Raw genomic sequence first — 26,147 nt, 5'->3', positions numbered from 1 at the left:
TTACCGGGGAGCGCGAGCCATGCCGTACGGACATGATCGCCATCCGCACGCGCTGCACGACAGGGTTGCTGCCGTTGCTAGCACGGAGGCAGCGTACCGATCGGGTGTCGCTGTCTATGTGGCCCACGGGTGCGGATTGTGGTTCTGCGCACAGCCACGGAGGCTGCTGCAGACCAGTGGAAACATTCTGCCACGCATGAAAGACTTGCCAGGGCTTGGTTCGAGAATAGGCTGCGCCTGTTTCCAGATTTTTTGCCTGGCCCGGTAGTTCACGGCAACAAGAGCTGCAGGTGCCTTTGGTCATTGGTTTGGATAAGGTGGCTGCAGCCATGTTTTGGAGTCCAACCGTTCTGAGTGCTATCTCAAGCCTGGCGTACGTCGGCAACCACCTGGTCGCCGAAGTCCGGTCGTGCCAGCCAGGCCAGCACGCGGGCTGCGGCGTCATCGGCCGAGGTCAGCTGCCCGTTGCTGTGCAGACCAGCAAAACGCCCCACGTCAGGGAAGTCGGTTGAAGCTGCGCTGCGCAGTTGTACCTGCATATCGGTGTCGATGACGCCTGGCGCCAGAGACACAATGCGTGCGCCGTTGGGCTTGGCAGCCTCTTCCAGCGCCACGCAACTGCTGAACTGGTCCATGCCGGCCTTGGCCGTGCAATAGCTGGCTTGCGAGGCCATTGCGCGGCGGCCCAGGCCCGAGGAGATATTGAGCACCTTGCGGGGAATCCTCCAGCTCTCGGTTGCACCGAGAAAGGCTCCGGTCAGGGCCATGGGGGCCTCAAGACCCACGCGCAGGGCATTGATCATGTCGGCTGAAGGCACCTGAGACAGCGGCGCAATCTGCGGGATGACGCCCGCATTGTTGATCAGGGTGATGCTGGCCCATTCACGCGGATCTATCGTGCCTAGCCAGGTCGCCAGGCGCTGCGCAGCAGCAGCGCTTTGTGCCAGGTCCTGCTCCCATTGCAATAGCTGTGCAGGCTTGCTGGCGCTGGAGGCTAGGGTGGCGCTGGTCTTGCGGGCAATGCTCAGCAACTGATGGCCTTGCTGCAGCAGTTGCTGTCCCATGGACAGGCCCATGCCGCGAGAGCCACCGGTCAGAATCGTTAAGTGCTTTGTCATGCGAAGCATCTTACGGTTGATTGAAGACCGAAAAGAGCAAGCCCCGCAAGACTTGCGTCCGGCGGGGCCTGGCGATGACCTCAGCGAGCTGTCAATGACCCAGATAGGCCTTGCGCACCTCGTCATTGCTCAGCAGGTTGACACCGCTGTCCTCCAGCACCACCTTGCCGGTTTCCAGCACATAGCCTCGGTCGGCAATCTGCAGGGCGCGGTTGGCATTCTGCTCGACCAGGAACACCGTCACACCCGCTGCGCGGATGGTCTGAATGATCTCGAAGATCTGCGCAATGATGAGCGGCGCCAGGCCCAGTGTGGGTTCGTCCAGCAGCAGCAGGCGCGGCTTGCTCATCAGTGCGCGGCCTATAGCCAGCATCTGCTGCTCGCCACCCGACATGGTGCCCGAGCGTTGCGCTGCGCGCTCCTTCAAACGAGGAAAGAGCTTGAACACATGCTCGACGCCGTCGGCGATCTCGGCCTTGCTCAGGAAAAAGCCGCCCATCTGCAGGTTCTCGGTCACCGTCAGGTCCTTGAAGACACGACGGCCTTCGGGCGAGATGGCAATGCCGCGGCGCATGATGTGATGGGTGGACATCTGGGTGATGTCCTCGCCCTCGAACAGAATGCGCCCGCCGCTGGCACGAGGGTTGCCGCAGATCGTCATCAGAAGCGATGTCTTGCCAGCACCATTGCTGCCGATGAGGGTGACGATCTCGCCCTGATCGACATGCAGGCTGACATGATTGACCGCGCAGATCGCGCCGTAATGGGTGGAGACCTGCTCCAGTTGCAACATATGCTGGCTCATCAGGCCTCTCCCAGATAGGCCTTGATGACCCGTTCATCATTGCGAATCGCCTCGGGCAGGCCCATGGCGATGGGCTTGCCGTATTCCATGACCAGAATGCGCTCGGACACTCCCATGACCAGACCCATATCGTGCTCGATCAGCAGCACGGCCACGCCGTACTGTTTGCGCAGATCGTCGATCAGATGCTGCAGGTCTTTCTTCTCCTGCGGGTTCAGGCCGGCGGCGGGTTCGTCCAGCATCAGCACGCGAGGCTTGGTGATCATGCAGCGCGCAATCTCCAGCCGGCGCTGGTGACCGTAGGCCAGATTGCCGGCCTCGCGGTTGGCGAACTGGCGCAGGCCCATCACGTCCAGCCATTGGAGCGCGTTGTCGATCTTTTCCTGTTCGGCACGGCGATAGCCTGGCGTGTTGAACAGGCCGCCGAGCAGCGTGGCGCGCGACTGGCGGTGCTGTGCGACCAGCAGGTTTTCCAGCGCCGTCATGCTCTTGAACAGGCGCACGTTCTGGAATGTGCGCACCACACCGTGGTTGGCGACCTGGTGGCTGCTGTGGCCTGCAATGCTCTGGCCGTCCAGAACGACCGAGCCGCCCGAGGGCTGGTAGAAACCGCTGATGCAGTTGAATACCGTGGTCTTGCCCGCGCCGTTGGGGCCGATGATGGCAAACACTTCCTGAGGGCGTACGTTAAAGCCCACGTTGTCCACGGCCAGCAGGCCGCCGAAGCGCATGCACAGGTCTTTGACTTCCAGCAAATACTCGCTCATGCGTTTGCCCTGCCTGTGGTTGTAGTTATTGAAATAATAGCGTTCAGGTGCAGCTTCATGACTTCACCTCCACTTGGTGTCGCTTCATGGGCAGCAGGCCCTGAGGGCGCCAGACCATCATCAAAATCATGACCAGACCGAAGATCAGCATGCGGTATTCGGAGAATTCGCGTGCCAGCTCGGGCAGCACGGTCAGGATGATGGCGGCCACGATCACGCCCAGCTGAGAGCCCATGCCGCCCAGCACCACAATGGCCAGAATCAGGGCCGACTCGATGAAGGTGAAGGACTCGGGATTGACGATGCCCTGGCGAGCGGCGAAGAAGGCGCCGCCAAAACCCGCGAACATGGCGCCCAGCGTGAAGGCCGAGAGCTTGATCTTCATGGGGTTGAGGCCCAGCGAACGGCAGGCGATTTCATCCTCGCGCAGCGCTTCCCAGGCGCGGCCTATGGGCATGCGGATCAGTCGGTTGCTGATGAACAGCGTCACCATGGCCAGCAGCAGGGCCATCAGGTAGACGAAGATCACCATGTGCATGGAGTTGAACTCCATACCGAAGAACTGATGAAATGTCGTGCCGTCCTCGGTCAGGGGCGAGCGGGTCATGGGCAGGCCCAGCACCGTAGGCTTGGGAATGCTGGAGATGCCGTCGGGACCGCCCGTGAAGCTGGTCAGATTGGTCAGCAGCAGGCGGATGATCTCACCGAAACCCAGCGTCACGATGGCCAGATAGTCACCGCGCAGGCGCAGCACGGGAAAGCCCAGCACGAAGCCGAACAGAGCCGAGGCTGCGCCAGCCAGCGGCAGCGCTTCCCAGAACGTCCAGCCAGCCCAGTGGAACAGCAGCGCATAGGTGTAGGCACCCACGGCATAGAAGCCCACAAAGCCCAGGTCCAGCAGGCCGGCAAAGCCGACCACAACGTTCAGACCCAGGCCCAGCATGACGTAAATCATGGCCAGAGTCGCGATGTCGACGGCATTGCGGCCCGCGAAGAATGGCCAGGAGGCGGCCATCATCAGCACCACAAAGATGACGACGTTGCGCGTGCCCGACTTCATCTGCGGGACAGCCGGCAGATTGACCTTGGGCAGCTTGCCAGCGAGCAGGGGCTTGAGCATCTGCACGACGAAGATGGCAAGGCAGGCCCAGCCGGTCATGCTCCAGTCGGGGGTGATGATGGTGCGCACGCCGGCGCGCTCCAGGTGCAGGCTGAAGATGGGGGTGACGACGATGGCCGTCATCACGGTGGCGATCAGCGCATCGCGCAAAGCGGCGGAAAAGCTGTACTTCATCAGACTTTCTCCACTTCAGGTTTGCCCAGCAGGCCCGAGGGGCGGAACATCAATATGGTCACCAGCAGGCCGAAAGCCACGATGTCCTTGTATTCCGACGAGATGTAGGCGGCGGCAAAGGTCTCGGCTACGCCCAGAATCACACCGCCCAGCATGGCGCCGGGGATGGAGCCTATGCCGCCCAGCACGGCGGCCGTGAAGGCCTTGATGCCGGCGAGGAAGCCGATGAAGGGATTGAGCTTGCCCACAGCCAGCGCAATCAGCACGCCGCCCACGGCGGCCAGCACGGCGCCCAGCACAAAGGTGAAGGAGATGACCTTGTTGGTATCTATGCCCAGCAGATTGGCCATATGCATATCCTGAGCGCAGGCGCGCGAGGCACGGCCCATGCGCGAATGCTTGATGTACATGGTCAGTGCAATCATCAGCACCACGGTTACTGCGATGATGAGCACGCGGGTATAGGGGATGAAGACCTCGAAATTGCCCATGTGGAAATTGATGGCGCCCGGCAACAGCGAAGGCACGGCCATATCGCGCGCGCCCTGGCCCAGAGCCACCCAGTTCTGGAGGAATATGGACATGCCGATGGCCGAGATCAGCGCAACCAGACGCGGGCTTTGGCGCACGGGCTTGTAGGCCACCTGTTCGACAACCAGGCCGTAGACACCGGTTACGAATACCGCCACCACCAGCATCAGGCCGATGATGGCCCATATGGGCAGACCGCTTTGCGTGCCAATCGCCGAAAGCGTCACGAGGCCTATATAGGCCCCGATCATGTAGATGTCACCGTGTGCGAAATTGATCATGCCGATGATGCCGTAGACCATGGTGTAGCCAATGGCGATCAGGGCGTAAATGGCTCCGAGTGAGAGCCCGTTGAATAGCTGTTGTATCAGCTGGGGGAGAAAGTCTGACATGTAACGCCACCCTTGAAACAGGAAAAGGCCCGAGGGCCAGATAACAAACATCCGGAGGCATGGCCCCTGCCATTGCCTCCGGAGAGAGTGGTGGAATTACTTGGCGAGCGATTTGCTGCCGTCCTTGTGCCACTGGAAGACCTGGAAATCGAAGGAGTTCAGGTCACCCTGCTTGTTCCAGGACACAGGGCCCAGCACGGTGTCCACGCCTGTGGTCTTGTGCATCCAGTCGGCCACCTTGGCGGGGCTGTCGCCAGCGGCCTTGATGGCGGCCAACAGAGACTGGGTGGCGGCAAACGAGGTCAGCTGGAAGGCGCCCGAAGCATTGCGCTTCTTGTCCTGGAAGGCCTTGACCACGGCAGCGTTCTTGGGATTGGCGGCAAAGTCGGCGGGCAGGGTTACCAGCATGCCTTCGACGGCAGGGCCGGCAATGGCGTTGACTTCGGGGTTGCCCACGCCTTCAGGACCCATCATCTTGACCTTCAGACCTTGCTCGGCAGCCTGACGCAGCAGCAGACCCATTTCGGGGTGGTAGCCGCCGTAATAGACAAAGTCCACGCCTGCGCCCTTGAGCTTGGTGATGACGGCGGAGTAGTCGCTGTCGCCTGCGTTGATGCCCTCAAACAGTGCCACGTCGATCTTGGCCTTCTTCAGGTCGTCACGCACGGAAGAGGCAATGCCCTGGCCGTAGGACTGCTTGTCATGCAGCACGGCAACCTTTTTGGGCTTGAGCTTCTCGGCAATGAACTTGGCGGCTGCCGGGCCCTGCTGGTCGTCACGGCCAATGGTGCGGAAGATGAAGTGGTAGTTCTTGCCGTCGGTCAGAGCGGGCGAGGTGGCAGAAGGAGTGACGACCACCACGCCTTCGTTGTTGTAGATGGGCGCTGCGGCAATCGAGGCACCCGAGCAGACGGGGCCGACTACGTAGCCGATCTTGCTGTTGACCACGCGGTTGGCAGCGACGGGGCCTTGCTTGGGTTCGCAGGCATCGTCCACGGGTACCAACTCGATCTTCTTGCCATTGACACCGCCAGCGGCATTGGCCATTTCAACGGCGGTGGTGGCACCTTCCTTGACCATGTCGCCGTATTGGGTCAGCGCACCGGTGGTGGGGATGACCAGGGCGATCTTGATTTGGGCATGCGCGGTGGAGACCAGGGCGGCACCAGCCAGGCCCAGGGCGGCAACAACGGTTTGCATGCGGAACGGAATGCTCATGAGGACTTCCTTAATCTCGAGAGATGTTCGAAAAGCGCGATTGCTGCCATAGCAGTTCGCGCAAAGAAGCTCAGATTAATCGAGTGGTCAACGAAGGCAACAGGGTATGCAGGGGCTGGTGCAGGCTTTCGGTTTTTGCTATGTCGTGCATAGCAGCTAGTACGCAAGGGCTATGGCGCAGCCTGCATTTGTGATGTATATGCGCAGTCCATGCCTGAACTGTGCGGCAAGTGTCTGCATCAGCGGTCTTTTTGCGCAGATTTCTGTCCTGCCTCAGAGCTGTACCGAAGGGTTTTCTGTTGCGGCGTGGCAACTTTGAGAGCTTGACGGTTGCTGCCGATTTGAGGGGGATTAAAAAAGTGGATCGCTTTTTAGCTGCAGCAGTCCGCCGGTGACCGGATGCACCAGCTCCAGTGCTGCCGCATGCAGCAACAGGCGTGGGCTGGCGCAGGCCACGGCTTCGCTAGCATATAGCGCATCGCCCAGCATGGGGTGGCCTATGGCCGCCATATGCAGGCGCAATTGATGGGTGCGGCCCGTCAGCGGGCTCAGCAAAACCCGGGTGCGGGGTATTCCTGGTTGGTCGGTGTGCTCAATCACCTGCCACAGCGTCTGGCTGCTTTTGCCGGTTTCGTGGTTGATGACACGCAGCGGCCGACGCTCCCAGTCGGCCGCAATCGGCAGGTCTATCAGTTGCCAGCCCCTGTCATCCGCTGCTTCGCTGTGCGCCTGCAACTCGCCGGCCACTACGGCGATATAGCGCTTGTCGACCTTGCGTTCGGCAAAGGCCTGGCTGAGCTGGCGTTGGACGGCCGGATTGCGAGCCATGACGACCAGGCCCGATGTGGCCTGATCGAGCCGGTGCACGACCAGTGCATCGCCGAAATGCCGGAGGGCACGCAGGCTCAGGCAGTCTTGCTTGTCGGGGCCGCGACCGGGCACGCACAGCAGGCCCGAGGGCTTGTCGAGCACCAGCAGGTGCTCGTCTTCATACACACAGTTCAACGCACTCATTCAAACAGCTATCGATTGTTTCAGGGGTTGAGCAGTTCATGCACCGTGGCGCAGAACTCCTGCACATCGTTGGGCTTGTGGATCAAGGCTCTGGCTCCGGCTGCGATCGCAGCTTGCTCGATTTCGGCCGTCACATAGCCGGAGGCCAGTGCAACCGGCAGTTGAGGGTTGATCTGCAGAGCCTGTCTGAGCAAGTCCAGTCCGCTGAAACCGGGCATGTTGTAGTCGGTGACTATGAGGTCAAAACGCTGCGGCTCCTGATGCAGGGCGGCCATGGCCTCATGGGGATCGGTAAAGCCCGAGACTTCATAGCCGCGACGGCGCAGCAGGCGCTGAAACAGAAAGACCAGGGCCTGATCGTCGTCCACATACATGACATGGCTGGCGCGCGTGGCCAGGACAGGCTCGGGCAGCGGGGCTTCGGGCTTGTCCATGCGCATGGGCGGCAGCGCAGAGTGGCTGGAAGTCGGGTCGCTGAGAGGAAAGTACAGCGTGAAGCAACTGCCCTGGCCCAGTTCGCTGTGCACATCGACAGCGCCGCCATGGGTGCGCATCACGCCATGTACGACCGAGAGGCCCAGGCCTGTGCCCTGGCCGACCGGTTTGGTGGTGAAAAAAGGCTCGAAGATGCGTCGCTGAGTCGCGACGTCCATGCCTGGACCAGAGTCCTGCACCATAAAGACCAGGTATTCGGCCACGGCCAGACCCAGGCGTTCGCATTGGTAGCTGTCGGGAGCAATGCGCATGGCCCGCATCTGGATGATGCCGCGCTGACTGCCAATGGCCTGCATGGCGTTGTTGCAGAGATTGAACAGCGCCTGTTCCACCTGAGTGGGGTCGGCCAGCAGCGGCGGCAGATCGTTGGACTCCTGCACCTGCAGCTCTATGGAGGGAGGCAGGGTCACGCGCAGCAGGCGAGCCGTGTCGGACATGACTTCCTGCACCTGAACCGGACGGCGTTCGGGCAGGTCATTGCGGCTGAAGGTCAGAATCTGGCGCACCAGATCGCGGGCGCGGCGACCGGCTTTTTCGATCTCGCGCAGGCTTTCCATGGCAGCCGGGTTGCCGCAGCTATCGGCCTTGGCCAGCTCCACATTACCCAGGATTGCGCCCACGATGTTGTTGAAGTCGTGGGCAATCCCGCCGGCCATGGTGCCTACGGCCTGCATCTTGTGGGATTCGCGCAGCTGGGTTTCCAGCGCATTGCGCTGGGCTTCGGCGCGATTGCGGCTGGTCAGGTCGCGCGCAAAGATGGTGGTGGTGTCGCCGCTGCTGTGGTGTTCGAAGGAGACGCTGATTTCCATGGGAATCTCGCGCCCCGACAGGGTCAGCCCCGTCATCTCGCCCAGCACGGCCTGTGTGGTCAGCGAGGAAAAAGCCAGTGCCCGAGCGGCATCGGGTAAAAAGCGCTCCAGCGGGCTGCCCAGGGCATCCTGAGGCGAGCACAGAAACAGGGCTGCCGCTGTGGGGTTGAAGACAGTGATGCGCTGATGCTGATCGACGCAGATGATGGCGTCCAGCGCAGAGTTGATGACCGATTCCAGCCGTCTCTCGCTGGCATAAAGCTGCTGGTTGCGCTCTTGCAGCGCCTTGCGCTCGGCAAGCAGCGGGCCCTGGTTGACAACGGCACACAAATACTGCCAGGTGGCCGGACCGTTTTGCTGGGGCACGACCACGCCGGCCACATGCAGGTCGCCGCAGAGCTCGAATTCTTCGGTGATCTGGAACAGAACCTCGTGCACCTCGGCGCGTCCCATCGCCTTGGCCTGCTCGAAGGCCGTAGTCACGCGCTCTGCGTCGTTGACATGCACAAAGGGCTTGAAGTTGATCAGCAGCCGGTCTTTTTCGGTGGGCTGAAATGCGCGGTGAGCCATGGCATTGGCCTGGACCACCATATCGTATTCATCAACCACCAGCAGCGGCAGCGGAATGCTTGCAAACAGCGTTTCAAACCGCTCCGATGCGCTCTCGGCCACGGCCTGGCTGTAATTGAGTACCTCGTTTTGCAGCTCCAGCTCGTGCTGGTAGTTGCGCAACTCCGCCACCAGGGCCTGCAGCGGGTCTTCATCCTCCGGCACCAATGGCTGGGTGTTGGCGCTCAGGCCCAGCGGCGCAGCACCGGGGGCCAGCAGGGCATGCAGAGGCAGGCCGCCATCAATGACAGGCAGCAAGGGAGGGGGAGTGGGTTCAGAGGAGCTCATGAGACAGGCAGAAGACCTTGGCAGTGTAAGCCGGTCCCTGCACCTGCCCTTGAAAAAGGCGGGCAGTCAACCTGTATTCAGGCAACTCGATGCTCGGTTTGGCGGCAGCAACGCCGATTGCATTGATGTCGTGAATGCATTCACTGCGGGCGAACAGCAGCGGGCGGGCTGGTGTTCGACATTGATTGAGCATAAAAAAGCCAGTGCGGCAGAGCGCACTGGCTTGGGGGAGACCCTGGCTATCAGTCTTCGTAAGCGTCCATGGGCACGCAGCTGCAAAACAGATTGCGGTCGCCATAGACGTTGTCCACGCGGCCCACGGGGCTCCAATACTTGGCGCGGCGCAGGGCAGGCACGGGATAGGCGGCGGTTTCGCGGCTGTAGCCATGTTGCCAGTCTGCGGCCAGCAAGGCCTCTGCCGTATGGGGCGCGTTCTTGAGCGGGTTGTCATCCCTGGGCAGTCTGCCGGCCTCCACTTCGGCAATCTCGGCACGGATGGCGATCATGGCTTCGATGAAGCGGTCCAGCTCAGACAGGCTTTCACTCTCGGTCGGCTCCACCATCAGCGTGTTGGGCACGGGAAAGGACAGCGTCGGTGCGTGGAAGCCGTAGTCGATCAGGCGCTTGGCCACGTCCTCGGCCATCACGCCGCAGCTGTCCTTGAAGTGGCGCAGATCCACGATGCACTCATGGGCTACGTGACCATACTCGCCCGCATACAGCGTGGGGAAGTGCTGCATGAGCCGCGCGCTGATGTAGTTGGCGTTGAGGATGGCGGTCTCGGTCGCCAGCTTCAGGCCCGGCTCGCCCATCATGCGGATATACATCCAGCTGATAGGCAGCACGGCTGCATTGCCCAAAGGCGCTGCGCTGACAGCTCCCACCTGGCGGACGTCGCCTGCGGTGGCATGCCCCGGCAGAAAGGGCACCAGATCCTCGACCACGCACACGGGGCCGACGCCGGGGCCGCCGCCGCCGTGAGGAATGCAGAAGGTCTTGTGCAAGTTCAGATGGCTGACATCGCCGCCGAACTCGCCGGGTGCGGCAAGACCTACCAGGGCGTTCATATTGGCGCCGTCCACATAAACGCGGCCGCCATGGCTATGCACCAGCTGGCACAGTTCCTTGACCTGGGTCTCGAACACGCCGTGCGTGCTGGGGTAGGTGATCATGATGCAGGCCAGATTGGCGCTGTGCTTCTCGCAGGCCAGCTTCAGATCCGCTATGTCCACGTTGCCGTTGTTATCACACTTGGTGACCACGACCTGCAGGCCCACCATTTGCGCACTGGCCGGGTTGGTGCCGTGGGCGCTGCTGGGAATCAGGCAGATATTGCGGTGTGCCTCGCCGCGTGATTCATGGAAGGCCTTGATGGCCAGCAGACCTGCGTATTCGCCCTGGCTGCCTGCATTGGGCTGCAGGCTGATGCCCGCGTAGCCCGTGGCCTGGCACAGCCAGTCGCGCAGTTGTCGGTCCAGCTCGGCATAGCCTTGCAGCTGGTTGGCGGGCGCAAACGGGTGGATGTCGGCGAACTCTGGCCAGGTGATGGGAATCATCTCGCTGGTGGCATTGAGCTTCATGGTGCAACTGCCCAGCGGGATCATGCTGCGGTCCAGCGCCAGGTCCTTGTCGCTGAGGCTGCGTATATAGCGCAGCATGGCGGTTTCGGAGTGGTGGGTGTTGAAGACCGGGTGGGTCAGATAGGCCGTGCTGCGCTGCAGGGATTCGGGGATCAGCGAGGTCGGGCCTTCGTCCATGGCCTCGATGGTGGGCAGGGCCTGGCCCTCCTGGGCAAAGATGCTCCAGAGCAGCTCGACATCGGCCCGGGTCGTGGTTTCGTCCAGGCTGATGCAGAGATATTCATCCCAGGCTTTGCGCAGGTTGACGCCTCGGGAGACGGCGCGAGCCGCCAGGGCGTCGGTGGCCTCCCGGGTGTGCAGGCTCACGGTGTCGAAGGCTGTGTCGTGGTGATGGGCGCTGAAGCCCAACTGGGCCAGGCCACGGCTCAGAATCGCTGTGAAGCGTGCCACACGCTGGGCAATGCGCCTCAACCCCTGGGGGCCGTGGTAGACGGCATACATGCTGGCAATCACTGCCGGCAGGACCTGGGCCGTACAGATATTGGATGTCGCTTTCTCGCGGCGGATATGTTGTTCGCGCGTCTGCAGCGCGAGGCGGTAGGCGGGCTTGCCATGCGCATCGACGCTGACACCCACCAGACGGCCGGGCAGGCTGCGTTTGTATTCGTCGCGGCAGGCCATGAAGGCCGCGTGTGGACCGCCTGCGCCCATGGGCATGCCGAAGCGCTGGCTGTTGCCCACGACAATATCGGCATCCCATTCGCCGGGCGGTGTCAGCAGGGTCAGAGCCAGCAGGTCGGTGGCCACGATGGCGGCGGCCTGCTTGGCGTGAATGGCTTGCACATCGGCCTTCCAGTCCACGATCCAGCCGCTGGATGCGGGGTACTGGATGACGGCAGCAAACAGATCGCCTGCCAGCGCGGCCTCCCACTCTTGCTGGCTGTTGGCGATCACCACTTCGATGCCGATCGGCCGGGCACGGGTCTCGATGACTTCAATTGTTTGCGGGTGCAGATCGCCGGCCAGCACGATGCGATGGCTTCTGGATTTGACGGAGCGCCTGGCCAGTGTCATGGCCTCGGCGGCTGCCGTGGCCTCGTCCAGCATGGATGCATTGGCAATCGGCATGCCGGTCAGGTCGGTCACCATGGTCTGGAAGTTGACCAGCGCCTCCATGCGGCCTTGTGAGATTTCTGCCTGGTAGGGGGTATAGGCCGTATACCAGGCTGGATTCTCGAGGATGTTGCGCAGGATGACGCCCGGCGTGTGCGTGCCGTAGTAGCCCTGGCCGATAAAGCTCTTCAGAACCTGATTCTTGCTGGCGATGGCCTTGAGTTCGGCCAGCGCAGCGGCTTCGGTAATCGGCGCCGGAAGATCCATGGGCCTGGCGCGTGCGATGGAGTCGGGCATCACATCGCGAATCAAGGCATCCAGCGAGGGCTTGCCGATGGCGGCCAGCATTTTTTGCTGCTCATCGGCGTCCGGGCCTATATGACGGGGGATGAATTCGTGGCTGTTTTCCAGCGCTTGCAGGGAAGCGACGGGGGCGGGAGGCGACATCAGCATGGGAGGGACCTATTCTCAAATACTGTGACTGACGGTTTGCATGCCAGGCATGCGTGAATGCCGTATGCCTGAAGGCATGCGGCCGGTGCTTCAAGCAGCGCTGGCTTGTTCCAGCGCGGTGTTCATCAGAGCCAGGCGTTCGCTTTCCTGGTCGGCATATTCCCAATCGGGATATTTGCTGCGTGCCACGGTGTTCAGCCATTGCTGGCAGGCCAGGGCAAGCAGGGCTTGCTGTTGCAGATCGGCATCGATGCTGCCTGTGATCTTGAGCTGACCAAAGGCGGTGGCCACGTGGGCGCGACAGACCGAGCGCAGATAGATCTGGTTCATGTCGTCGCTGGCCAGCCACTGGGCCTTGGCCGCATCGTCATGAGCCAGCATGTCCTTGGGCACGGGCAGATCCCAGCCGCTCAGTTGTTGGTGCAGAAAGCGCAGGGTCTTGGCAGACTTGCCGCCCGTCTGCTCCTGGTACCACTCTTGAAGAGCGGCCAGTGTGTCGCTGCCATCATCGCTGCCGAAGGGGCTGAAGTCGTCACCGCAGTCGTAATAGAAGTCCTGGGCTGCGATGCGCGCAAAGGTCGGGTGGCTGGTCTCGCGGGCGAGACCGACGTCCGGATCGTCGAAATACAGAATGGTGCTCATGGCTGCATGCAAAAACGGCCTTCGCAATGCGAGGGCCGTTGATACGCTTAGTTGTCCTTGGCGAAGTCGTTGTAGGCAGTCTCTTCCATCAGGCCTTCGAGCTCGCCCACATTGCTCATCTTGACCTTGAAGAACCAGCCAGCGGCCAGGGGGTCGCTGTTGGCGAGCGACGGGTCGTCGCGCAGGGCTTCGTTGACTTCGACGATCTCGCCGGTCACGGGCATGTAGACATCGGCAGCGGCCTTGACGGACTCGACCACGCCAGCCACATCGCCGGCCTTGAAGGTGGAGCCCACGGCAGGCAGGTCCACAAACACCACATCGCCCAGTGCATCCTGTGCGTGTACGGTGATGCCGACGATGGCGGCATTGCTGTCAGCGGCGTTGATCCATTCGTGTTCTTTGGAATACTTGATGCTCATGGAAAGCTCCAGATGGGGGATTCAGGGGAATCGGGTGTTGTTTGAGAAAGGTCCAGCTCGCACTTTAGCGGTGTTCTGGCCGCTGTTTGGCAAACTGGCCCGTCTCATGCGCGGCGGCAGACCTAGCCGCGGTAGTAGCGGGTGGGAACGAAGGGCGTGGCGACTACCTTCATGGGCACGGGCTTGCCGCGCACCATGGCGAAGATTTCCGTATCGATGGCGGCGTAGTCGGGCTCGACATAGGCCAGCGCCACAGGCTGGTTGAGCGTGGGGCTGAGCAGGCCGCTGGTGATGTGGCCGATATGCTGTCCGTCCATGTTTTCCAGCACGGCAGGCTCGCGTACGGGAATGCGTTCCAGCGCGATCAGGCCCACGCGCTTGCGGCGCAGCGACTGAGGGTTCTGCAATTGCTCCAGCACGATGGCCGCACCGGGAAAACCGCCCTCGCGCTCGCCGCCGGTGCGGCGAACCTTCTGCATGGCCCAGTTCAGCGCGGCTTCGACCGGCGTGGTGCTGGTGTCTATGTCGTTGCCGTACAGGCAAAGTCCGGCTTCAAGGCGCAGCGAGTTGCGCGCGCCCAGACCGATGGGGGCCACCTCGGGCTGTGCCAGCAGAGCTTCGGCAAAGGCTTCGGCAGCTTCGCCGGGCAGGGAGATTTCAAAGCCGTCCTCGCCCGTATAGCCGCTGCGCGTGATGTAGAGCGCATGGCCTTGCCAGTCGAAGTAATTGCCGGTCATGAAGAGCAGTTGCGTCACACCGGGAATCAGACGCGAGAGGGCAGTGACGGCTTGCGGGCCTTGCAGGGCCTGCAGGGCGCGCTCGGGCAGTGGGACGACCTCGCAGCGGCTGGCGATGCGGCTCTGGATATGAGCGATATCGGCCTCTTTGCAGGCACCGTTGACGATGAGGAACAGATCTTCGCCGCGGTTGACGAACATCAGGTCGTCGAGAATTCCGCCTTGTTCATCGAGCAGCAGGCCGTAGCGCTGCTTGTGCAGGCCCAGGTCCATGACATCGACGGGCATCAGCGATTCGAGCGCGGCGGCGGCATCGGGGCCGCGCAACAGCAACTGGCCCATGTGCGAGACATCGAACAGGCCGGCAGCCTTGCGCGTGTGCAGATGCTCGGCCATCAGGCCTTGAGGGTATTGCACGGGCATGGCGTAGCCGGCAAACGGCACCATGCGGGCACCCAGTTTCTGGTGCAGTGCAAACAGCGGTGTGGAACGCAGATCGGAAGAGGTGTCAGCAGCAGTCACAGGCAAGCGCTCCGGTGGTCAAACCAAAATGAGTGGCCATGCATGACTGGGCCATGCGTGGCGGGCTTGCCCTGCTGTCCGCTTTACCTGAGAGATTCACTGCACGCATTGCATCGGGCAGTTTGCTCCTTCGGTGGATGCCGGCGCACATACGAAATGACGGCCTGCATCTCTCTCCAGCAAGGGACGCTGCAGGTTTGCACACCTTGCAGCGCTTGTCAGTCCTTTTGCCTGAGCGTTTTGACACCGGGTTGGGGGTCTGCGCCTTCGGCGGTGCGAGGCAGCTTCAAGCTGCAGGCACTCTCTCCTGACCTTGGCGATTCTAGCGGTGGGCAAGGGGCTTGCACCACCGAATCGGATGGATTCTGGGGTTTTCGAGCACAGATCGCTGGAATTGAGCTTGCGGTCTCACTGCGGTTCTGTGTTCATGGCGGGCGTACGAGGAACATCGATCTCCTGGCGCGGAAACACCAGTTGGTAGGGTTGTTCGAAGCAGGACGTCACGGGCTGGCCCTGGCGCATGCCGGGCTTGAACTTCCAGCGTTCGAGCGAGCGCATGATGGACTTCACGATGCGGGGATCGGTATCGGCGGGCTGGTAGGCCACACGGCCGAGTTCGCCCTGGGCCGTGACTTCCAGGCGGAAGACCACCGTGGTCTCCAGCCCGTTCGGAAACCAGTGGGCGCTGATGAAAGGCGTGGTGTGGCGGCGTGGCTGCGGTTGCCGATCGAGCTGGGCGGGGGGTGTGCAGTCTGCCTTGATCCAGGCAGGCCATTCCATGCTCTGTGGCCGCCTGTGCTGCGTGTCCAATGGCGGAGCCGGCGTCGGCTCCGGCTGCCCGGAAACTGTGATCGAGATGCCGGCATTCGGTGGTTGCTTGGGCTGGCTGCCATCGGAGAGGTGGGAGCAGGCTCCGAGCAGCAAGGCGGTCAGAGACGCGGCGCAGGCGGCGGCAAGGTGTGAGGTGCGCGAAATGTCCATGAGGACATTGTCGGCCATGCGGGTTGCACCTTCAGGGTTGCGCGGGGCGCAGATCCAGTCCCTTGCTGTCGGCCTCGGCGCAGGCGCGCCACCAGGGCGATCCGGCATGGGGGGCATCCAGGTCCAGGCGCTCACCCATCATGGGCGTGGCGATCTCTATGCCGTGCTGCCTGCCCAGACTCAGGATCTGCTCGAAGGGGTCCCACCAGGCATGCATGGCGAGGTTGAAAGTGCCGTTGTGTATGGGCAGCAGCCATTGGCCGCCGAGATCCCGGTGTGCCTGCACGGTCTGCGCCGGATGCATATGGACATAGGGCCAGTGGGCGTCGTAGGCGCCGGTCTCCATCAACGTGACATCGAAGGGGCCGAAGCGCCTGCCGATTTCGGCAAAACCGTCGAAGTAGCCGCCATCGCCGCTGAAGAAGACGCGCAGCGGCCTGTCGGCCTGGCGATCTTCTATGGTCCAGGACGCCCAGAGCGTGCGGTTGCCGTCGCGCAGGCTGCGTCCCGAGAAATGCTGGGCCGGCGTGGCCGTGAAGCGCAGGCCGTCGACCTCGCTGCCCTGCCACCAGTCGTGCTGCACGATCTTGTCGGCCGGCACGCCCCAGGCCACCAGTCTGTCTCCCACTCCCAAGGGGCAGAGAAAAACTCCCACCTTGGGCGCGAGCACGCGAATGGTGGCGCGGTCCAGATGGTCGTAGTGGTCATGCGAGAGCAGCACGCCGCGCAAGGCAGGCAACTCGTCCAGGGCAATCGGCGGGGCATGAAAGCGCTTGGGGCCGGCAAACGATAGCGGCGAGGCGCGCTCGGAAAACACGGGGTCCGTCAACCACCAGGCGCCGCGCAGCTTCATCAGCAAGGTCGAATGGCCCAGGCGATACAGGCTGCGTTCGGGCGCGAGGTTCAGTTCGGTCGTGCTCAGCGGCAAAACGGGCAGCGCCTTGCCCGGCTGGGAATCGGCCGGCTTGTTGAAGAGGAACTTCCATAGCGTCCCGGCATCTGGCTTGGGGCTGTTGACCGGACGCGGATGCGTGTTGCGAAAACGCCCGCCCGAATACTGGGGCGAGTCCTCGTAGTCGGTGATGGAGGTGGAGAGACTTGGTTTGCGAAACAAGATCAGGCGCCTTATTGAGACATTGGCCGCAGTTTGGGACGGTTTGCAGCGCTGCAAGAGCCGGCTTGCAAGAGGCCGTAACACAGGCACGGCCATTCAGCTGCTTTCTCGGGGCGGATGCGACACTCGCTGCCTGAGGAGCAAATGCACATGAATCCCATGGTTCACAATTTGGAGAGCATGCTGGCGGCCGGCAAGGATGGTGCGCTGCTGCGCTATACCCTGGGCAAGGCCTATGCCGACGACGAGCAGATGGCCGTGGCGCGCGAGCATCTGCGCAAGGCCACGGCACTGGATGCCGAATACTCCGTCGCCTGGAAGCAACTGGGCAAGGTGGAGCTGGCGCTGGGCGATGCGCAGGCGGCGCGAGCCGCCTGGCAGCAAGGGCTGAGCTGCGCCCAGGCCAAGGGCGATGCCCAGGTCGTCAAGGAGCTGCAGGTTTTTTTGCGGCGCCTGGACAAGCAGGCTGCCGGCGCCTAGAAACTATCAAAAAATAGCTGGCAGCGATTGTGGGTCAATCGCTTCCAGCCAATTCTGTCTGAAGTTCGTCAGTGTGCGCCAGCGGCCGCGTCGGAGGCTCCTGCGGCAGAAGCCGGGCGCTTGGTGAACCAGATCAGCACGATCAGGCTCAGGAACAGAAAGGACGATGCCAGAAAGATGTCGTCGGCGGCCCGCGTGAAGGCCTGCTGATCGATCAGCCGGTTGATCTGGGCATAGGCCTGCTCGGCACTCATGCCCGCTGCCTGCAGATTTCTGACCGTGCTGGCAAACGTGCCCTGGCCTTGCACCAGCAACTCGGTCAGATGGGCATGGTGCATGGAAGCCCGGCTTTCCCAGAGCGTGGTGGCAATCGAGGTGCCCATGGCGCCGGCCGTGATCCGCACGAAGTTGGACAGGCCTGCGGCGGCCGGAATGCGGTCCGGGGTCAGTCCGCTCAGCGTGATGGTGGTCAGCGGAATGAAGAAGAAGGCCATGGCGCCGCCCTGGATCAGCGTGGGAATCAGGATATGGGCGAAGTCGGTCTCCACGGTGAACTTCGAGCGCATCCACAGCACCATGGCAAACACGATGAAGGCAATCGTGGCCATCTTGCGCGGATCCCAGACACCGACCTTGCGGCCCACCATGGGCGTGAGCAGGATGGCCAGCAGGCCCACCGGCGCCAGGGCCAGGCCGGCCGAGGTGGAGGTGTAGCCCATCCATTGCTGCAGCCACAGCGGCAGCAGCACCACATTGCCGAAGAACAGGCCGTAGGCGATGGACAGCGCGATCGAGCCGGCCGCGAAGTTGCGCCTCTTGAACAGGCGCAGATCGACGACGGGATGGGCGTCGGTCAGCTCCCAGACCACGAACACGGCAAAGGCCACGACGGCGATCACCGCAAAGGCGATGATTTCATTGGAGGCAAACCAGTCCAGCTCCTTGCCCTTGTCCAGCATCAGCTGCAGCGCCGCCACCCAGAGCACAAGCAGGGACAGGCCCACGGTGTCGATAGGCAGCTTGCGCGTGGGCGTTTCGCGGTTGCGGTAGATGCTCCAGGTCATGAGGGCCGAGAGCAGGCCCACGGGCACATTGATGTAGAAGATCCAGGGCCAGGAAATATTGTCCGTGATCCAGCCGCCCAGCAGCGGCCCCACCACGGGTGCGACCAGCGTGGTCACGCCCCATAGCGATAGCGCCACACCGGCCTTGGCGGGCGGATAGCTGGACAGCAGCAGGGTCTGCGACAGCGGAATCATGGGGCCGGCCACGGCGCCTTGCAGCACGCGGAACAGCACCAGCATCTCCAGCGAGGAGGCAAAGCCGCAGAGCCAGGAGGTCAGCACGAACAGCAGCACGCTCATGGTGAACAGGCGCACGGCACCGAAGCGCTGGGTGAGCCAGCCCGTCAGCGGCACGGAGATGGCATTGGCCACGCCGAAGCTGGTGATGACCCAGGTGCCCTGGCTGGGGCTGACGCCCACATCGCCCGAGATGGCTGGAATGGCCACGTTGGCGATGGAGGAGTCCAGCACGTTCATGAAGGTGGCCAGCGAGAGCGCCAGCGTGCCCAGGGCGAGCTGCGCGCCCTTGAGCGGGGCGATGGCTGGCGGCATGGGGCGGGCCGCCGGAGCCGGTGGCGAGGCACCCGCTCCGGGATTGGCAGAAGTCGAGGAAGTCATGGCTGATTCCGCGTCTTATTGCGCAGGCTGGGCTGCGGGCAGATCGGCCAGCTGGGTCAGTGCCGGCAGCTTGTCGCCCGCGATGATGTGCTGGATGCGCTGCTCGGCCTGGGCCAGGCTGCCGTCATAGACCGTGGTCTGGGCCACGGGCTCGCTGCGCGGCGTGCTGGCAAGGGCCTGGCCGTCCTTGTCGCGGATATCGACCTTCGCGTCCATGGACAGGCCCACACGCAGCGGGTGCTGCTTGAGCGCTTCGGGCTCCAGGCTGATGCGCACGGGAACGCGCTGCACCACCTTGATCCAGTTGCCGGTGGCGTTCTGCGCGGGCAGCAGTGCAAACGCCGCACCCGTGCCCGCACCCAGGCCCACGACCTTGCCTTCGTACGTGGTCTTGTCGCCGTAGACGTCGGCGGTCAGCTCCACCTTCTGGCCCATGCGCAGATCGGCCAGCTGGCTTTCCTTGAAGTTGGCATCCACCCAGAGCTTGTGCAGGTCGACCACGGTCAGCAGCGGCGAGCCGGCGGCCACGCGCTGGCCCAGTTGCACGCCGCGCTTGGCCACAAAACCGTCCACGGGCGCGATCAGCCGCGTGCGCTGCAGGGCCAGATAGGCCTCGCGCACCTTGGCTGCGGCCGCCATGACGGCGGGGAAGTCCTCGGCCGTCGTGCCCTTGGTCTGGGCTTCGGCGGCCGTCAGCTGGGCCTTGGCAGCACGCACGGCGGCTTCTGCGGCCGCCACGGCGTTGCCGGCGGCCGTGGCCAGGGCCTTGGCATGGTCAAACTCTTCCTTGCCCACGGCACCGGTGGCCGTGAGCGGGCGGCGGCGCGCCACATCGTCGTTGGCCTTGGCGGCATCGGCCTTGAGGCGCAGCAGATCGGCTTCGCGCTGGGCCACCTGGGCGGCCAGCGGGGCGTTGTTGGCATACAGGGTGCGGGTCTGGCGCGCAGTCTGGGCCAGCTGCGACTCGGCCTGGGCCAGTTGCACCAGATAGTCGGCAGGGTCCAGCTGCACCAGTAACTGGCCGGCCCGGACATAGTCGGTATCGTCGGCACCGATGCTGATCACGGTGCCGCCGACCTGGGGCGTGATCTGCACCACGTTGCCGGCCACATAGGCGTTGTCCGTGGTCTGGTAGTTGCGGGCCACCATCCAGTGCCAGCCGCCCCAGGCGATGGCGGCCACGGCGACAGCGGCCGCCACGATGGTCAGGCCCTTGCGGCGGCCCGCAGGGTTGGCGCTGGGCGTAGCTGCCGCAGGAGCTTGGGGAGCGTTCTGAGTAGGCTTGGTGTCGGTCATGATGTTGGCGCTTTGTTATCTGTGAAGCGGTTTTGCGCTATTGAAAAGAGGAGCTGCTAGCGCTTATCAATAAAAGAATTGAGAGTGTTTTTGCCTTGAATGCAATGGCAGTAAAGCGGTAGCAGCTATTGATTTTGTTGAGTTCGATGTCTATTGCAGTGCAACAGCCGGGGTGTCGTCGCTCCAGCCACCGCCCAGGGCTGCGGCCAGGGCCACGCGGGTATCGAGCTCGCGTGCCTGCAGGTCCACGGCCAGGCGACGCTGGTTGATGAGCTGGGTTTCGGTGTTGAGCACGGTGATCTGACTGCCCAGGCCGGCCTGATAGCGCTGCACGGCAAAGTCATAGGCCCGCTCGGCCTTGGACAGCGACTCGGTTTGCAACTGCTGCTGGCGCTGCAGCGATTGCACGGAGGCAATCGCGTCGCCCGCCTGCTTGACGGCATCGAGCACGGCGCCGTTGTACTGGGCGATGGCGGTGTCGAGATCGGCCTGTTTGCCGCGCAGCTGGGCGCGCAGGCGCTTGCCGTCGAAGATAGGCAGGCGCAGCGCAGGCGTGATGCCCATCTGGCGCGAGCTGCCCTGCAGCAGATTGTCTAGGCCCAGCGCGTTGAGGCCCACAAAGGCGGTCAGATTCGCATCAGGGTAGAAGTCGGCCCTGGCCGATTCAATGCCTTGCGTGGCCGCTTCCACGCGCCAGCGCGCGGCCACCACATCGGGGCGACGGCCCAGCAGATCCGCGCCCAGAGCCTGCGGCACGGGCTGGATGCGCAGCACCGACAGTCTGGGCGAGAGCGCATTTTGCGCATCGGGCGCCTGGGCGCAGAGCACGGCAATCGTGCGGCGCGCCAGCGTGATCTGCTCGCCGAGCATCTCGATCTGGGTCTGGGCATCGGGCATGCCGGCCTGGGCCTGGGTCAGTTCCACCTGGCTGTCCAGGCCCGCTCGGGTGCGCTGCTCGCTCAGGCTCAGCAAGGACTGGCGCTGGCCCAGCGTGCGCTCTGCCACTTCCTTCTGGGCAATCAGCCGGGCCAGGGCGATATAGCTGCGCGCCACCTGTGCGGTCAGCTGGTTGGCGGCAGCAGCGCTGTCGGCCCTGGCGGCGCGCGCCTGGCCCAGCGCGGCCTGCAGGTCCGCGCCATGCTTGCCGAAGAAGTCGGGCGACCAGGACAGGCCGGCCTGCAGATTGCCGCTGTTGTAGATATTGCCCGCGATGGGGGCGGGAATCATGCCGTTGGCCGTGTAGCGCTGGCGTGTGGCGTCGGCACTCAGCGTTCCGCGCACATCGCTGGCCGTGCTGCTGGCCGTGGCCAGGGCTGCGGCTTTTTCAAAGCGGGCGTTGCTGGCGGCCAGGCTGGGGCTGCCGGCCAGGGCCTGACCGATGAGCTGATCGAGCTGGGCATCGCCCAGACCTGTCCACCATTGGGAGGAGGCGAGTGCCGTGGCATCTGCAGTGTTGAGGCTGGCGGAGTCGTTCAGGCCGACATCGGCCGAGCCCAGTCGTGCCAGCGGCTGGTGCGCCGGCCCTTGCGAGGCACAGCCTGCCAGCGCGAGCACGGCGGCCAGTGCTGCGGTTGCCAGCAGCGGGCGACCAGGGGCTTGCTCTGCGGCGGGTTTGCGTGAAGGTCTAGAGGTCATGGAAAAGTGCCAGTGGTTTTTATTGAAATAGGGCGGTAAAAAAGTAGGCAGCAGGTCAGCCTAGTCCCCGGGGGCGCGGCCTGCCTCGCTCGTTTGGATGGGGGGCTTGCCTGGCTCCTGGGTCAGGGCCTCTCGAAGCGCATCGCCGTTGACCAGCATGCGCTGCAGCATGGACAGCATCAGCGTGCATTCGCTGTGGCTGAAGCCGCGCAAATGGCCGTTGAGCACCTTGGTCAGAACCTTGGGCACCTGGGTGGCGACGCTACGTCCCTCCTCGGTGAGCACCAGGTGCACCACGCGTCGGTCGGTGGTGGAGCGCTCGCGGCGCAGCAGCCCCTTGGCCTCGATGCGGTCCAGCGCGCGCGTCACCGAAGCCGGGTCCATGCCCAGGTCTTTGGCCAGCGTGCTGCTATTGGTGTCGGCGCAGATCAGCAGCTTGTACAGCGGCAGCCATTGCACATAGGTCAGTCCTTGCTCGGCCAGCTGGGCGTCGGCCAGCTGCAGGATGGAGCTGAGCACGCGCCGCATGAGAAAGCCAATGCTTTTGTCCGGCGCGTAGACCCCTGCCTGGTAGAAGAAGCTGGATTCGTCCTGCGGGTCGATGATGGGGTCGGTCTGGTTTTGCAATGGCGCCACCAATATTTGCTTGGTCAATGATTGAGTCGGCAATTATTGTGCAGCTGCAAAAAAATGTCAGCAAGGTTTTGAATGGGGCCGGACCTGCCTGCGCAGTCTCTGTTTTTGTTGCTATGAAAACAAAAGCAGTTTGAGCATTGTTGGTATGCGCTAGAGCCTTGCCGGACTCATAAAAAAGCCCGGCCATGAAGACCGGGCTTGCTGAAGGCTGCTTCAGGCTCAGAGCGGCACGCGCAGCACGACCACGATCACCAGACCCAGGGCCAGATTGAAGGAGACCCATTTGCGGATGCTCTCCAGCGCCTTGCCGCCTGCGGGCCAGTCCTTGAGCTGCACGGCCGCATCCAGGCGCTTGAACAGCGCAAAGCGGATATGACCGAACACGGCCATCATCACCAGGCCCAGAATGCTCATCACGATCCAGTTGACCGGCATATTGAACTGGCCGCCGGCCTGGGCGGCCATGGCGTGAATGCTGCCAATCATGCCGATGCCGGTGGCCAGCACGACGACCACCAGCACGAGGACCCAGGCAAAAAAGCGCTGCAGCACGCCATGCATCAGCGTCACGCGCTCGGGTGGTTGCAGGCCCTGGACGGCAGGACGCAGAAAGAAATGTGCGAAGAACATGCCGCCCACCCAGATGATGATGGCCAGAAGGTGCAGAAGTTTGAACAGAATGAAAAGCATGGTTTGTGGGGCTTGATTGGGGGAGACATCGCAAGCCTAACGGAGATCGTCCTACGGGTGGAACACACAGGCCGAAATAGCAGGACTTTCGCTTTGCCCAGGTCTGATTAGACTTGGCTGTAATCCACAACAGCCAGCAATGGCACAGGAGTCCTTATGTCAGAACAAGCCACCGTCGTCGCCTTCAAGCAGTCTTCCGGACGGGTCGCCTTGCGCACCGGCAACGGCCGCTTTGTGCTGGCCGAGCAGACCGATTCCAGCGCGCTGCGTGAAGGACAGAGTCTGAACGGCAATATGAGCGAGTTCGGCCCGGAGGTCTGGAGCGATGACAGTGGGCAAAATCATTACGAAGTCTTTGTGCTGGGCTGGGATCTGTCGCAGGAAGCGGTCGAGCTGGAGATGTGATGTGTTGATCCTGAAAAAACAGCTGCCAGCGCTTGATTGACAGGCGCTGGCAGCTTTTTCTTTTTGGATTTTCCTGGAGCCGGGGCTTTCACCCCGGCGCGCCCTGTTACTTCTTCAGGTCGAAGCGGTCCAGTTCCATGACCTTGACCCAGGCAGCGACGAAGTCCCGGTAGAACTTCTGCTCGTTGCCCTTTTCGGCATAGACCTCGGCCACGGCACGCAGAACGGCGTTGGAGCCGAAGACCAGGTCCACACGGGTGCCGGTCCACTTCTTGGCGCCGCTCTTGCGGTCCACGCCTTCGTAGTTGCCATCCTCCAGAGGCTGCCACTGTGTGCCCATGTCCAGCAGGTTGACGAAGAAGTCGTTCGTCAGCTTGCCCGGAGTCTGGGTCAGCACGCCGTGGTTGCCGGCGGTGTTGATGTTGATGGCGCGCAGGCCGCCGATCAGAACGGTCATCTCGGGGGCCGTGAGCGTCAGCAGCTGGGCCTTGTCGATCAGCAGGGCTTCGGCAGGTGCCGGGAAACGTCCTTGCAGATGGTTGCGGAAGCCGTCGGCCTTGGGCTCCAGCGGCGCAAAGGATTCGGCATCGGTCTGCTCGTCGCTGGCGTCGCCGCGGCCGGGAGTGAAGGGCACGTTGATCTTCACGCCAGCGTCTGCCGCTGCTTTTTCAACGCCCGCGCTGCCGGCCAGCACGATCAGATCGGCCAGCGAGATGCGCTTGTCGCCGTCGGCAGCCTTGTTGAATTCGCGCTGGATTTCCTCGAGCTTGCCCAGTACCTTGGCCAGTTGCGCAGGGTTGTTGGCAGCCCAGTCCTTTTGCGGAGCCAGTCGGATGCGGGCACCGTTGGCACCGCCGCGCTTGTCCGAACCGCGGAAGGTGGAGGCCGAGGCCCAGGCCGTGGCCACCAGCTCCTGCACCGACAGGCCCGATGCCAGCAGCCTGGCCTTGAGGGCGGCCACATCGGCGTCGTTGACCAGTTCATGCTTGGCGGCGGGGATGGGGTCTTGCCAGATCAGCTCTTCCCGGGGGACTTCTGGGCCCAGATAGCGTGCACGCGGGCCCATGTCGCGGTGGGTCAGCTTGAACCAGGCGCGGGCAAAGGCTTCAGCAAAAGCCTGCGGGTTTTCGAGGAAGCGGCGCGAGATCTTCTCGTAGGCCGGGTCCATGCGCAGCGACAGGTCGGTGGTCAGCATGGTGGGCTTTTTGTTGGGGCCGCCATGCGCGTCGGGGATGACATCGCCAGCGTCCTTGGCAACCCACTGAATGGCACCCGCAGGGCTTTTTTCCTGCACCCATTCATACTTGAACAGGTTCTCGAAGAAGAAGTTGCTCCACTGTGCAGGAGTCTGGGTCCAGGTCACTTCCAGGCCCGAGGTGATGGCATCGCCGGCCTTGCCGGACTTGTAGCTGCTGGCCCAGCCCAGGCCCTGGGCTTCCAGGCCGGCGGCTTCGGGTTCGGCACCCACATGGCTGGCGGGGCCCGCACCATGGGTCTTGCCGAAGGTGTGGCCGCCGGCGATCAGCGCCACGGTTTCCTCGTCATCCATGGCCATGCGGGCAAAGGTGTCGCGGATGTCATGCGCGGCCGAGAGGGGGTCGCCATTGCCGTCCGGGCCTTCGGGGTTGACATAGATCAGACCCATCTGCACGGCGGCCAGCGGGTTCTCGAGGTCGCGCTCGCCACTGTAGCGGCTGTGCGGGTTCTGGGTGGGGGCCAGCCATTCCTTCTCTGCACCCCAGTACACGTCCTGATCGGGTTCCCAGGTGTCCACGCGACCGCCACCGAAGCCGAAGGTGCGAAAGCCCATGGTTTCCAGTGCGACGTTGCCGCACAGCATCATCAGGTCGCCCCAGGAAATCTGGTTGCCGTACTTTTGCTTGATCGGCCACAGCAGGCGGCGCGACTTGTCGATGTTGACGTTGTCAGGCCAGCTGTTGAGCGGCGCAAAGCGCTGCTGGGCGCGACCTGCGCCGCCGCGACCGTCCTGAATGCGATAGGTGCCGGCGGCGTGCCAGGCCATGCGGATGAACTGAGGGCCGTAGTGGCCGAAGTCTGCAGGCCACCAGTCCTGCGAGTCGGTCATCAGGGCACGCAGGTCGCGTTTGACGGCTTCATAGTCCAGCTTCTGGAAAGCCTGGGCGTAGTTGAAGTCTTCGCCCAAGGGGTTGCTTTTGGCGGAGTGCTGGCTCAGCAAATCCACGCGCAGCTGATTGGGCCACCAGTCCTTGTTGCTGGTGGCGTTGCCTGCGGCGGCGGTTTCGCTGTTCTGTCCTTGGTGGAAGGGGCACTTGGATTCAGTAGTCATGGGGCTCTCCGTTTCAACGATCCGACAGGTCGGTAGGTCCAGGAAACAGATATCAATCAATGATTGATATCAATAAATTCAACTCAATAGCTATTTGCGATTGGTTGAGAT

The 26,147-nt window shown here is 63.0% G+C and carries 23 protein-coding genes and 2 riboswitches; of the genes, 2 read left to right on the top strand and 21 right to left on the bottom strand.

Annotated elements, in window-relative coordinates:
• Positions 1-362: 362 nt before the first annotated feature.
• The 15 genes from FSY45_RS00775 to FSY45_RS00705 all read right to left on the bottom strand — a co-directional run bounded on the left by FSY45_RS00775 (position 363) and on the right by FSY45_RS00705 (position 16,904).
• Positions 363-1,127, bottom strand: coding sequence for an SDR family NAD(P)-dependent oxidoreductase (locus FSY45_RS00775; protein WP_080554185.1), 765 nt, complete (start codon positions 1,125-1,127; stop codon positions 363-365).
• 82 nt (positions 1,128-1,209) lie between these two features.
• A complete protein-coding gene (locus FSY45_RS00770; RefSeq protein WP_046462098.1) occupies positions 1,210-1,923 on the bottom strand; it encodes an ABC transporter ATP-binding protein in 714 nt (237 codons plus the stop codon).
• A complete protein-coding gene (gene livG / locus FSY45_RS00765; RefSeq protein WP_003079486.1) occupies positions 1,923-2,690 on the bottom strand; it encodes a high-affinity branched-chain amino acid ABC transporter ATP-binding protein LivG in 768 nt (255 codons plus the stop codon). Before livG ends, FSY45_RS00770 begins: the two co-directional genes overlap by 1 nt.
• Positions 2,691-2,745: 55 nt before the next feature.
• Positions 2,746-3,984 (bottom strand): high-affinity branched-chain amino acid ABC transporter permease LivM, encoded by a 1,239-nt coding sequence (locus FSY45_RS00760; protein ID WP_004340655.1) that lies wholly within the window; start codon positions 3,982-3,984, stop codon positions 2,746-2,748.
• Positions 3,984-4,907, bottom strand: a complete 924-nt coding sequence (livH, locus tag FSY45_RS00755) for a high-affinity branched-chain amino acid ABC transporter permease LivH (RefSeq protein WP_004340658.1) — start codon at positions 4,905-4,907, stop codon at positions 3,984-3,986. Before livH ends, FSY45_RS00760 begins: the two co-directional genes overlap by 1 nt.
• Positions 4,908-5,003: 96 nt before the next feature.
• Positions 5,004-6,125, bottom strand: coding sequence for a branched-chain amino acid ABC transporter substrate-binding protein (locus FSY45_RS00750; RefSeq protein ID WP_004340660.1), 1,122 nt, complete (start codon positions 6,123-6,125; stop codon positions 5,004-5,006).
• 351 nt (positions 6,126-6,476) lie between these two features.
• Positions 6,477-7,139, bottom strand: coding sequence for an RluA family pseudouridine synthase (locus tag FSY45_RS00745; protein ID WP_034362509.1), 663 nt, complete (start codon positions 7,137-7,139; stop codon positions 6,477-6,479).
• Positions 7,140-7,159: 20 nt separating this feature from the next.
• Positions 7,160-9,340, bottom strand: a complete 2,181-nt coding sequence (locus tag FSY45_RS00740; protein ID WP_034362511.1) for a PAS domain-containing sensor histidine kinase — start codon at positions 9,338-9,340, stop codon at positions 7,160-7,162.
• Positions 9,327-9,533: a hypothetical protein gene (locus FSY45_RS00735; RefSeq protein WP_131667131.1), complete on the bottom strand. Its 207-nt coding sequence runs from the start codon at positions 9,531-9,533 to the stop codon at positions 9,327-9,329. The genes FSY45_RS00740 and FSY45_RS00735 overlap by 14 nt, the downstream gene beginning before the upstream one ends.
• Before the next feature lie 49 nt (positions 9,534-9,582).
• On the bottom strand, positions 9,583-12,486 hold the full coding sequence (gene gcvP / locus FSY45_RS00730; RefSeq protein WP_046462099.1) for an aminomethyl-transferring glycine dehydrogenase: 2,904 nt from the start codon (positions 12,484-12,486) through the stop codon (positions 9,583-9,585).
• 90 nt (positions 12,487-12,576) lie between these two features.
• Entirely contained in the window at positions 12,577-13,128 is a 552-nt protein-coding gene (locus tag FSY45_RS00725) for a MolR family transcriptional regulator (RefSeq protein WP_046462100.1), read from the bottom strand.
• Positions 13,129-13,175: 47 nt separating this feature from the next.
• Positions 13,176-13,550 carry a glycine cleavage system protein GcvH gene (gene gcvH / locus FSY45_RS00720; protein WP_046462101.1) on the bottom strand — a complete coding sequence of 125 codons (375 nt, stop codon included), beginning with the start codon at positions 13,548-13,550 and terminating at the stop codon, positions 13,176-13,178.
• A 122-nt stretch (positions 13,551-13,672) separates the two neighbouring features.
• On the bottom strand, positions 13,673-14,809 hold the full coding sequence (gene gcvT / locus FSY45_RS00715; RefSeq protein ID WP_187427513.1) for a glycine cleavage system aminomethyltransferase GcvT: 1,137 nt from the start codon (positions 14,807-14,809) through the stop codon (positions 13,673-13,675).
• Between the two features lie 64 nt (positions 14,810-14,873).
• A riboswitch (glycine riboswitch) is annotated at positions 14,874-14,999 on the bottom strand.
• 19 nt (positions 15,000-15,018) lie between these two features.
• A riboswitch (glycine riboswitch) is annotated at positions 15,019-15,129 on the bottom strand.
• Positions 15,130-15,217: 88 nt separating this feature from the next.
• Complete coding sequence (locus FSY45_RS00710) at positions 15,218-15,808, bottom strand: energy transducer TonB (protein WP_046462103.1); 591 nt, start codon at positions 15,806-15,808, stop codon at positions 15,218-15,220.
• 13 nt (positions 15,809-15,821) lie between these two features.
• Entirely contained in the window at positions 15,822-16,904 is a 1,083-nt protein-coding gene (locus FSY45_RS00705) for an MBL fold metallo-hydrolase (RefSeq protein ID WP_122975093.1), read from the bottom strand.
• 150 nt (positions 16,905-17,054) lie between these two features.
• Between FSY45_RS00705 and FSY45_RS00700 the strand changes: the two genes are divergently transcribed.
• Complete coding sequence (locus FSY45_RS00700) at positions 17,055-17,384, top strand: hypothetical protein (RefSeq protein WP_004340677.1); 330 nt, start codon at positions 17,055-17,057, stop codon at positions 17,382-17,384.
• A gap of 68 nt (positions 17,385-17,452) precedes the next feature.
• On the opposite strand, the gene FSY45_RS00695 is transcribed toward FSY45_RS00700, so the two are convergent.
• The 5 genes from FSY45_RS00695 to FSY45_RS00675 form a co-directional block, all read right to left on the bottom strand.
• Positions 17,453-19,066 (bottom strand): DHA2 family efflux MFS transporter permease subunit, encoded by a 1,614-nt coding sequence (locus FSY45_RS00695; protein ID WP_004340679.1) that lies wholly within the window; start codon positions 19,064-19,066, stop codon positions 17,453-17,455.
• Between the two features lie 15 nt (positions 19,067-19,081).
• Entirely contained in the window at positions 19,082-20,362 is a 1,281-nt protein-coding gene (locus tag FSY45_RS00690) for an HlyD family efflux transporter periplasmic adaptor subunit (RefSeq protein ID WP_004340680.1), read from the bottom strand.
• A gap of 150 nt (positions 20,363-20,512) precedes the next feature.
• Complete coding sequence (locus tag FSY45_RS00685; protein ID WP_046462104.1) at positions 20,513-21,997, bottom strand: efflux transporter outer membrane subunit; 1,485 nt, start codon at positions 21,995-21,997, stop codon at positions 20,513-20,515.
• 60 nt (positions 21,998-22,057) lie between these two features.
• Positions 22,058-22,633: a MarR family winged helix-turn-helix transcriptional regulator gene (locus FSY45_RS00680; protein ID WP_171832506.1), complete on the bottom strand. Its 576-nt coding sequence runs from the start codon at positions 22,631-22,633 to the stop codon at positions 22,058-22,060.
• A gap of 219 nt (positions 22,634-22,852) precedes the next feature.
• Positions 22,853-23,323 carry a CopD family protein gene (locus FSY45_RS00675; protein WP_039048689.1) on the bottom strand — a complete coding sequence of 157 codons (471 nt, stop codon included), beginning with the start codon at positions 23,321-23,323 and terminating at the stop codon, positions 22,853-22,855.
• Between the two features lie 156 nt (positions 23,324-23,479).
• Here FSY45_RS00675 and FSY45_RS00670 point away from each other — a divergent pair, with 156 nt between their 5' ends.
• Complete coding sequence (locus FSY45_RS00670) at positions 23,480-23,728, top strand: hypothetical protein (RefSeq protein ID WP_012838249.1); 249 nt, start codon at positions 23,480-23,482, stop codon at positions 23,726-23,728.
• Positions 23,729-23,834: 106 nt separating this feature from the next.
• Here the strand turns inward: FSY45_RS00670 and katG are convergent, their stop codons facing one another.
• Entirely contained in the window at positions 23,835-26,036 is a 2,202-nt protein-coding gene (katG, locus tag FSY45_RS00665) for a catalase/peroxidase HPI (protein WP_004340688.1), read from the bottom strand.
• Positions 26,037-26,147 lie beyond the last annotated feature (111 nt).

It is taken from the genome of Comamonas sp. Z1 (genome assembly GCF_008121555.1).
GTDB classification, from domain to species: Bacteria; Pseudomonadota; Gammaproteobacteria; order Burkholderiales; family Burkholderiaceae_C; genus Comamonas; species Comamonas thiooxydans.
The sequence above is the reverse complement of the archived record's forward strand: the minus strand, read 5'-3'. Positions and strand labels throughout refer to the sequence as shown.

Excerpts from the sequence above, each read along its gene's own strand:
- FSY45_RS00775 (WP_080554185.1), bottom strand. The coding sequence starts at position 1,127 with ATGCTTCGCATGACAAAGCACTTAACGATTCTGACCGGTGGCTCTCGC.
- FSY45_RS00770 (WP_046462098.1), bottom strand. The coding sequence starts at position 1,923 with ATGAGCCAGCATATGTTGCAACTGGAGCAGGTCTCCACCCATTACGGC.
- livG (WP_003079486.1), bottom strand. The coding sequence starts at position 2,690 with ATGAGCGAGTATTTGCTGGAAGTCAAAGACCTGTGCATGCGCTTCGGC.
- FSY45_RS00760 (WP_004340655.1), bottom strand. The coding sequence starts at position 3,984 with ATGAAGTACAGCTTTTCCGCCGCTTTGCGCGATGCGCTGATCGCCACC.
- livH (WP_004340658.1), bottom strand. The coding sequence starts at position 4,907 with ATGTCAGACTTTCTCCCCCAGCTGATACAACAGCTATTCAACGGGCTC.
- FSY45_RS00750 (WP_004340660.1), bottom strand. The coding sequence starts at position 6,125 with ATGAGCATTCCGTTCCGCATGCAAACCGTTGTTGCCGCCCTGGGCCTG.
- FSY45_RS00745 (WP_034362509.1), bottom strand. The coding sequence starts at position 7,139 with ATGAGTGCGTTGAACTGTGTGTATGAAGACGAGCACCTGCTGGTGCTC.
- FSY45_RS00740 (WP_034362511.1), bottom strand. The coding sequence starts at position 9,340 with ATGAGCTCCTCTGAACCCACTCCCCCTCCCTTGCTGCCTGTCATTGAT.
- FSY45_RS00735 (WP_131667131.1), bottom strand. The coding sequence starts at position 9,533 with ATGCTCAATCAATGTCGAACACCAGCCCGCCCGCTGCTGTTCGCCCGC.
- gcvP (WP_046462099.1), bottom strand. The coding sequence starts at position 12,486 with ATGCTGATGTCGCCTCCCGCCCCCGTCGCTTCCCTGCAAGCGCTGGAA.
- FSY45_RS00725 (WP_046462100.1), bottom strand. The coding sequence starts at position 13,128 with ATGAGCACCATTCTGTATTTCGACGATCCGGACGTCGGTCTCGCCCGC.
- gcvH (WP_046462101.1), bottom strand. The coding sequence starts at position 13,550 with ATGAGCATCAAGTATTCCAAAGAACACGAATGGATCAACGCCGCTGAC.
- FSY45_RS00710 (WP_046462103.1), bottom strand. The coding sequence starts at position 15,808 with ATGGCCGACAATGTCCTCATGGACATTTCGCGCACCTCACACCTTGCC.
- FSY45_RS00700 (WP_004340677.1), top strand. The coding sequence starts at position 17,055 with ATGAATCCCATGGTTCACAATTTGGAGAGCATGCTGGCGGCCGGCAAG.
- FSY45_RS00695 (WP_004340679.1), bottom strand. The coding sequence starts at position 19,066 with ATGACTTCCTCGACTTCTGCCAATCCCGGAGCGGGTGCCTCGCCACCG.
- FSY45_RS00690 (WP_004340680.1), bottom strand. The coding sequence starts at position 20,362 with ATGACCGACACCAAGCCTACTCAGAACGCTCCCCAAGCTCCTGCGGCA.
- FSY45_RS00685 (WP_046462104.1), bottom strand. The coding sequence starts at position 21,997 with ATGACCTCTAGACCTTCACGCAAACCCGCCGCAGAGCAAGCCCCTGGT.
- FSY45_RS00675 (WP_039048689.1), bottom strand. The coding sequence starts at position 23,323 with ATGCTTTTCATTCTGTTCAAACTTCTGCACCTTCTGGCCATCATCATC.
- FSY45_RS00670 (WP_012838249.1), top strand. The coding sequence starts at position 23,480 with ATGTCAGAACAAGCCACCGTCGTCGCCTTCAAGCAGTCTTCCGGACGG.
- katG (WP_004340688.1), bottom strand. The coding sequence starts at position 26,036 with ATGACTACTGAATCCAAGTGCCCCTTCCACCAAGGACAGAACAGCGAA.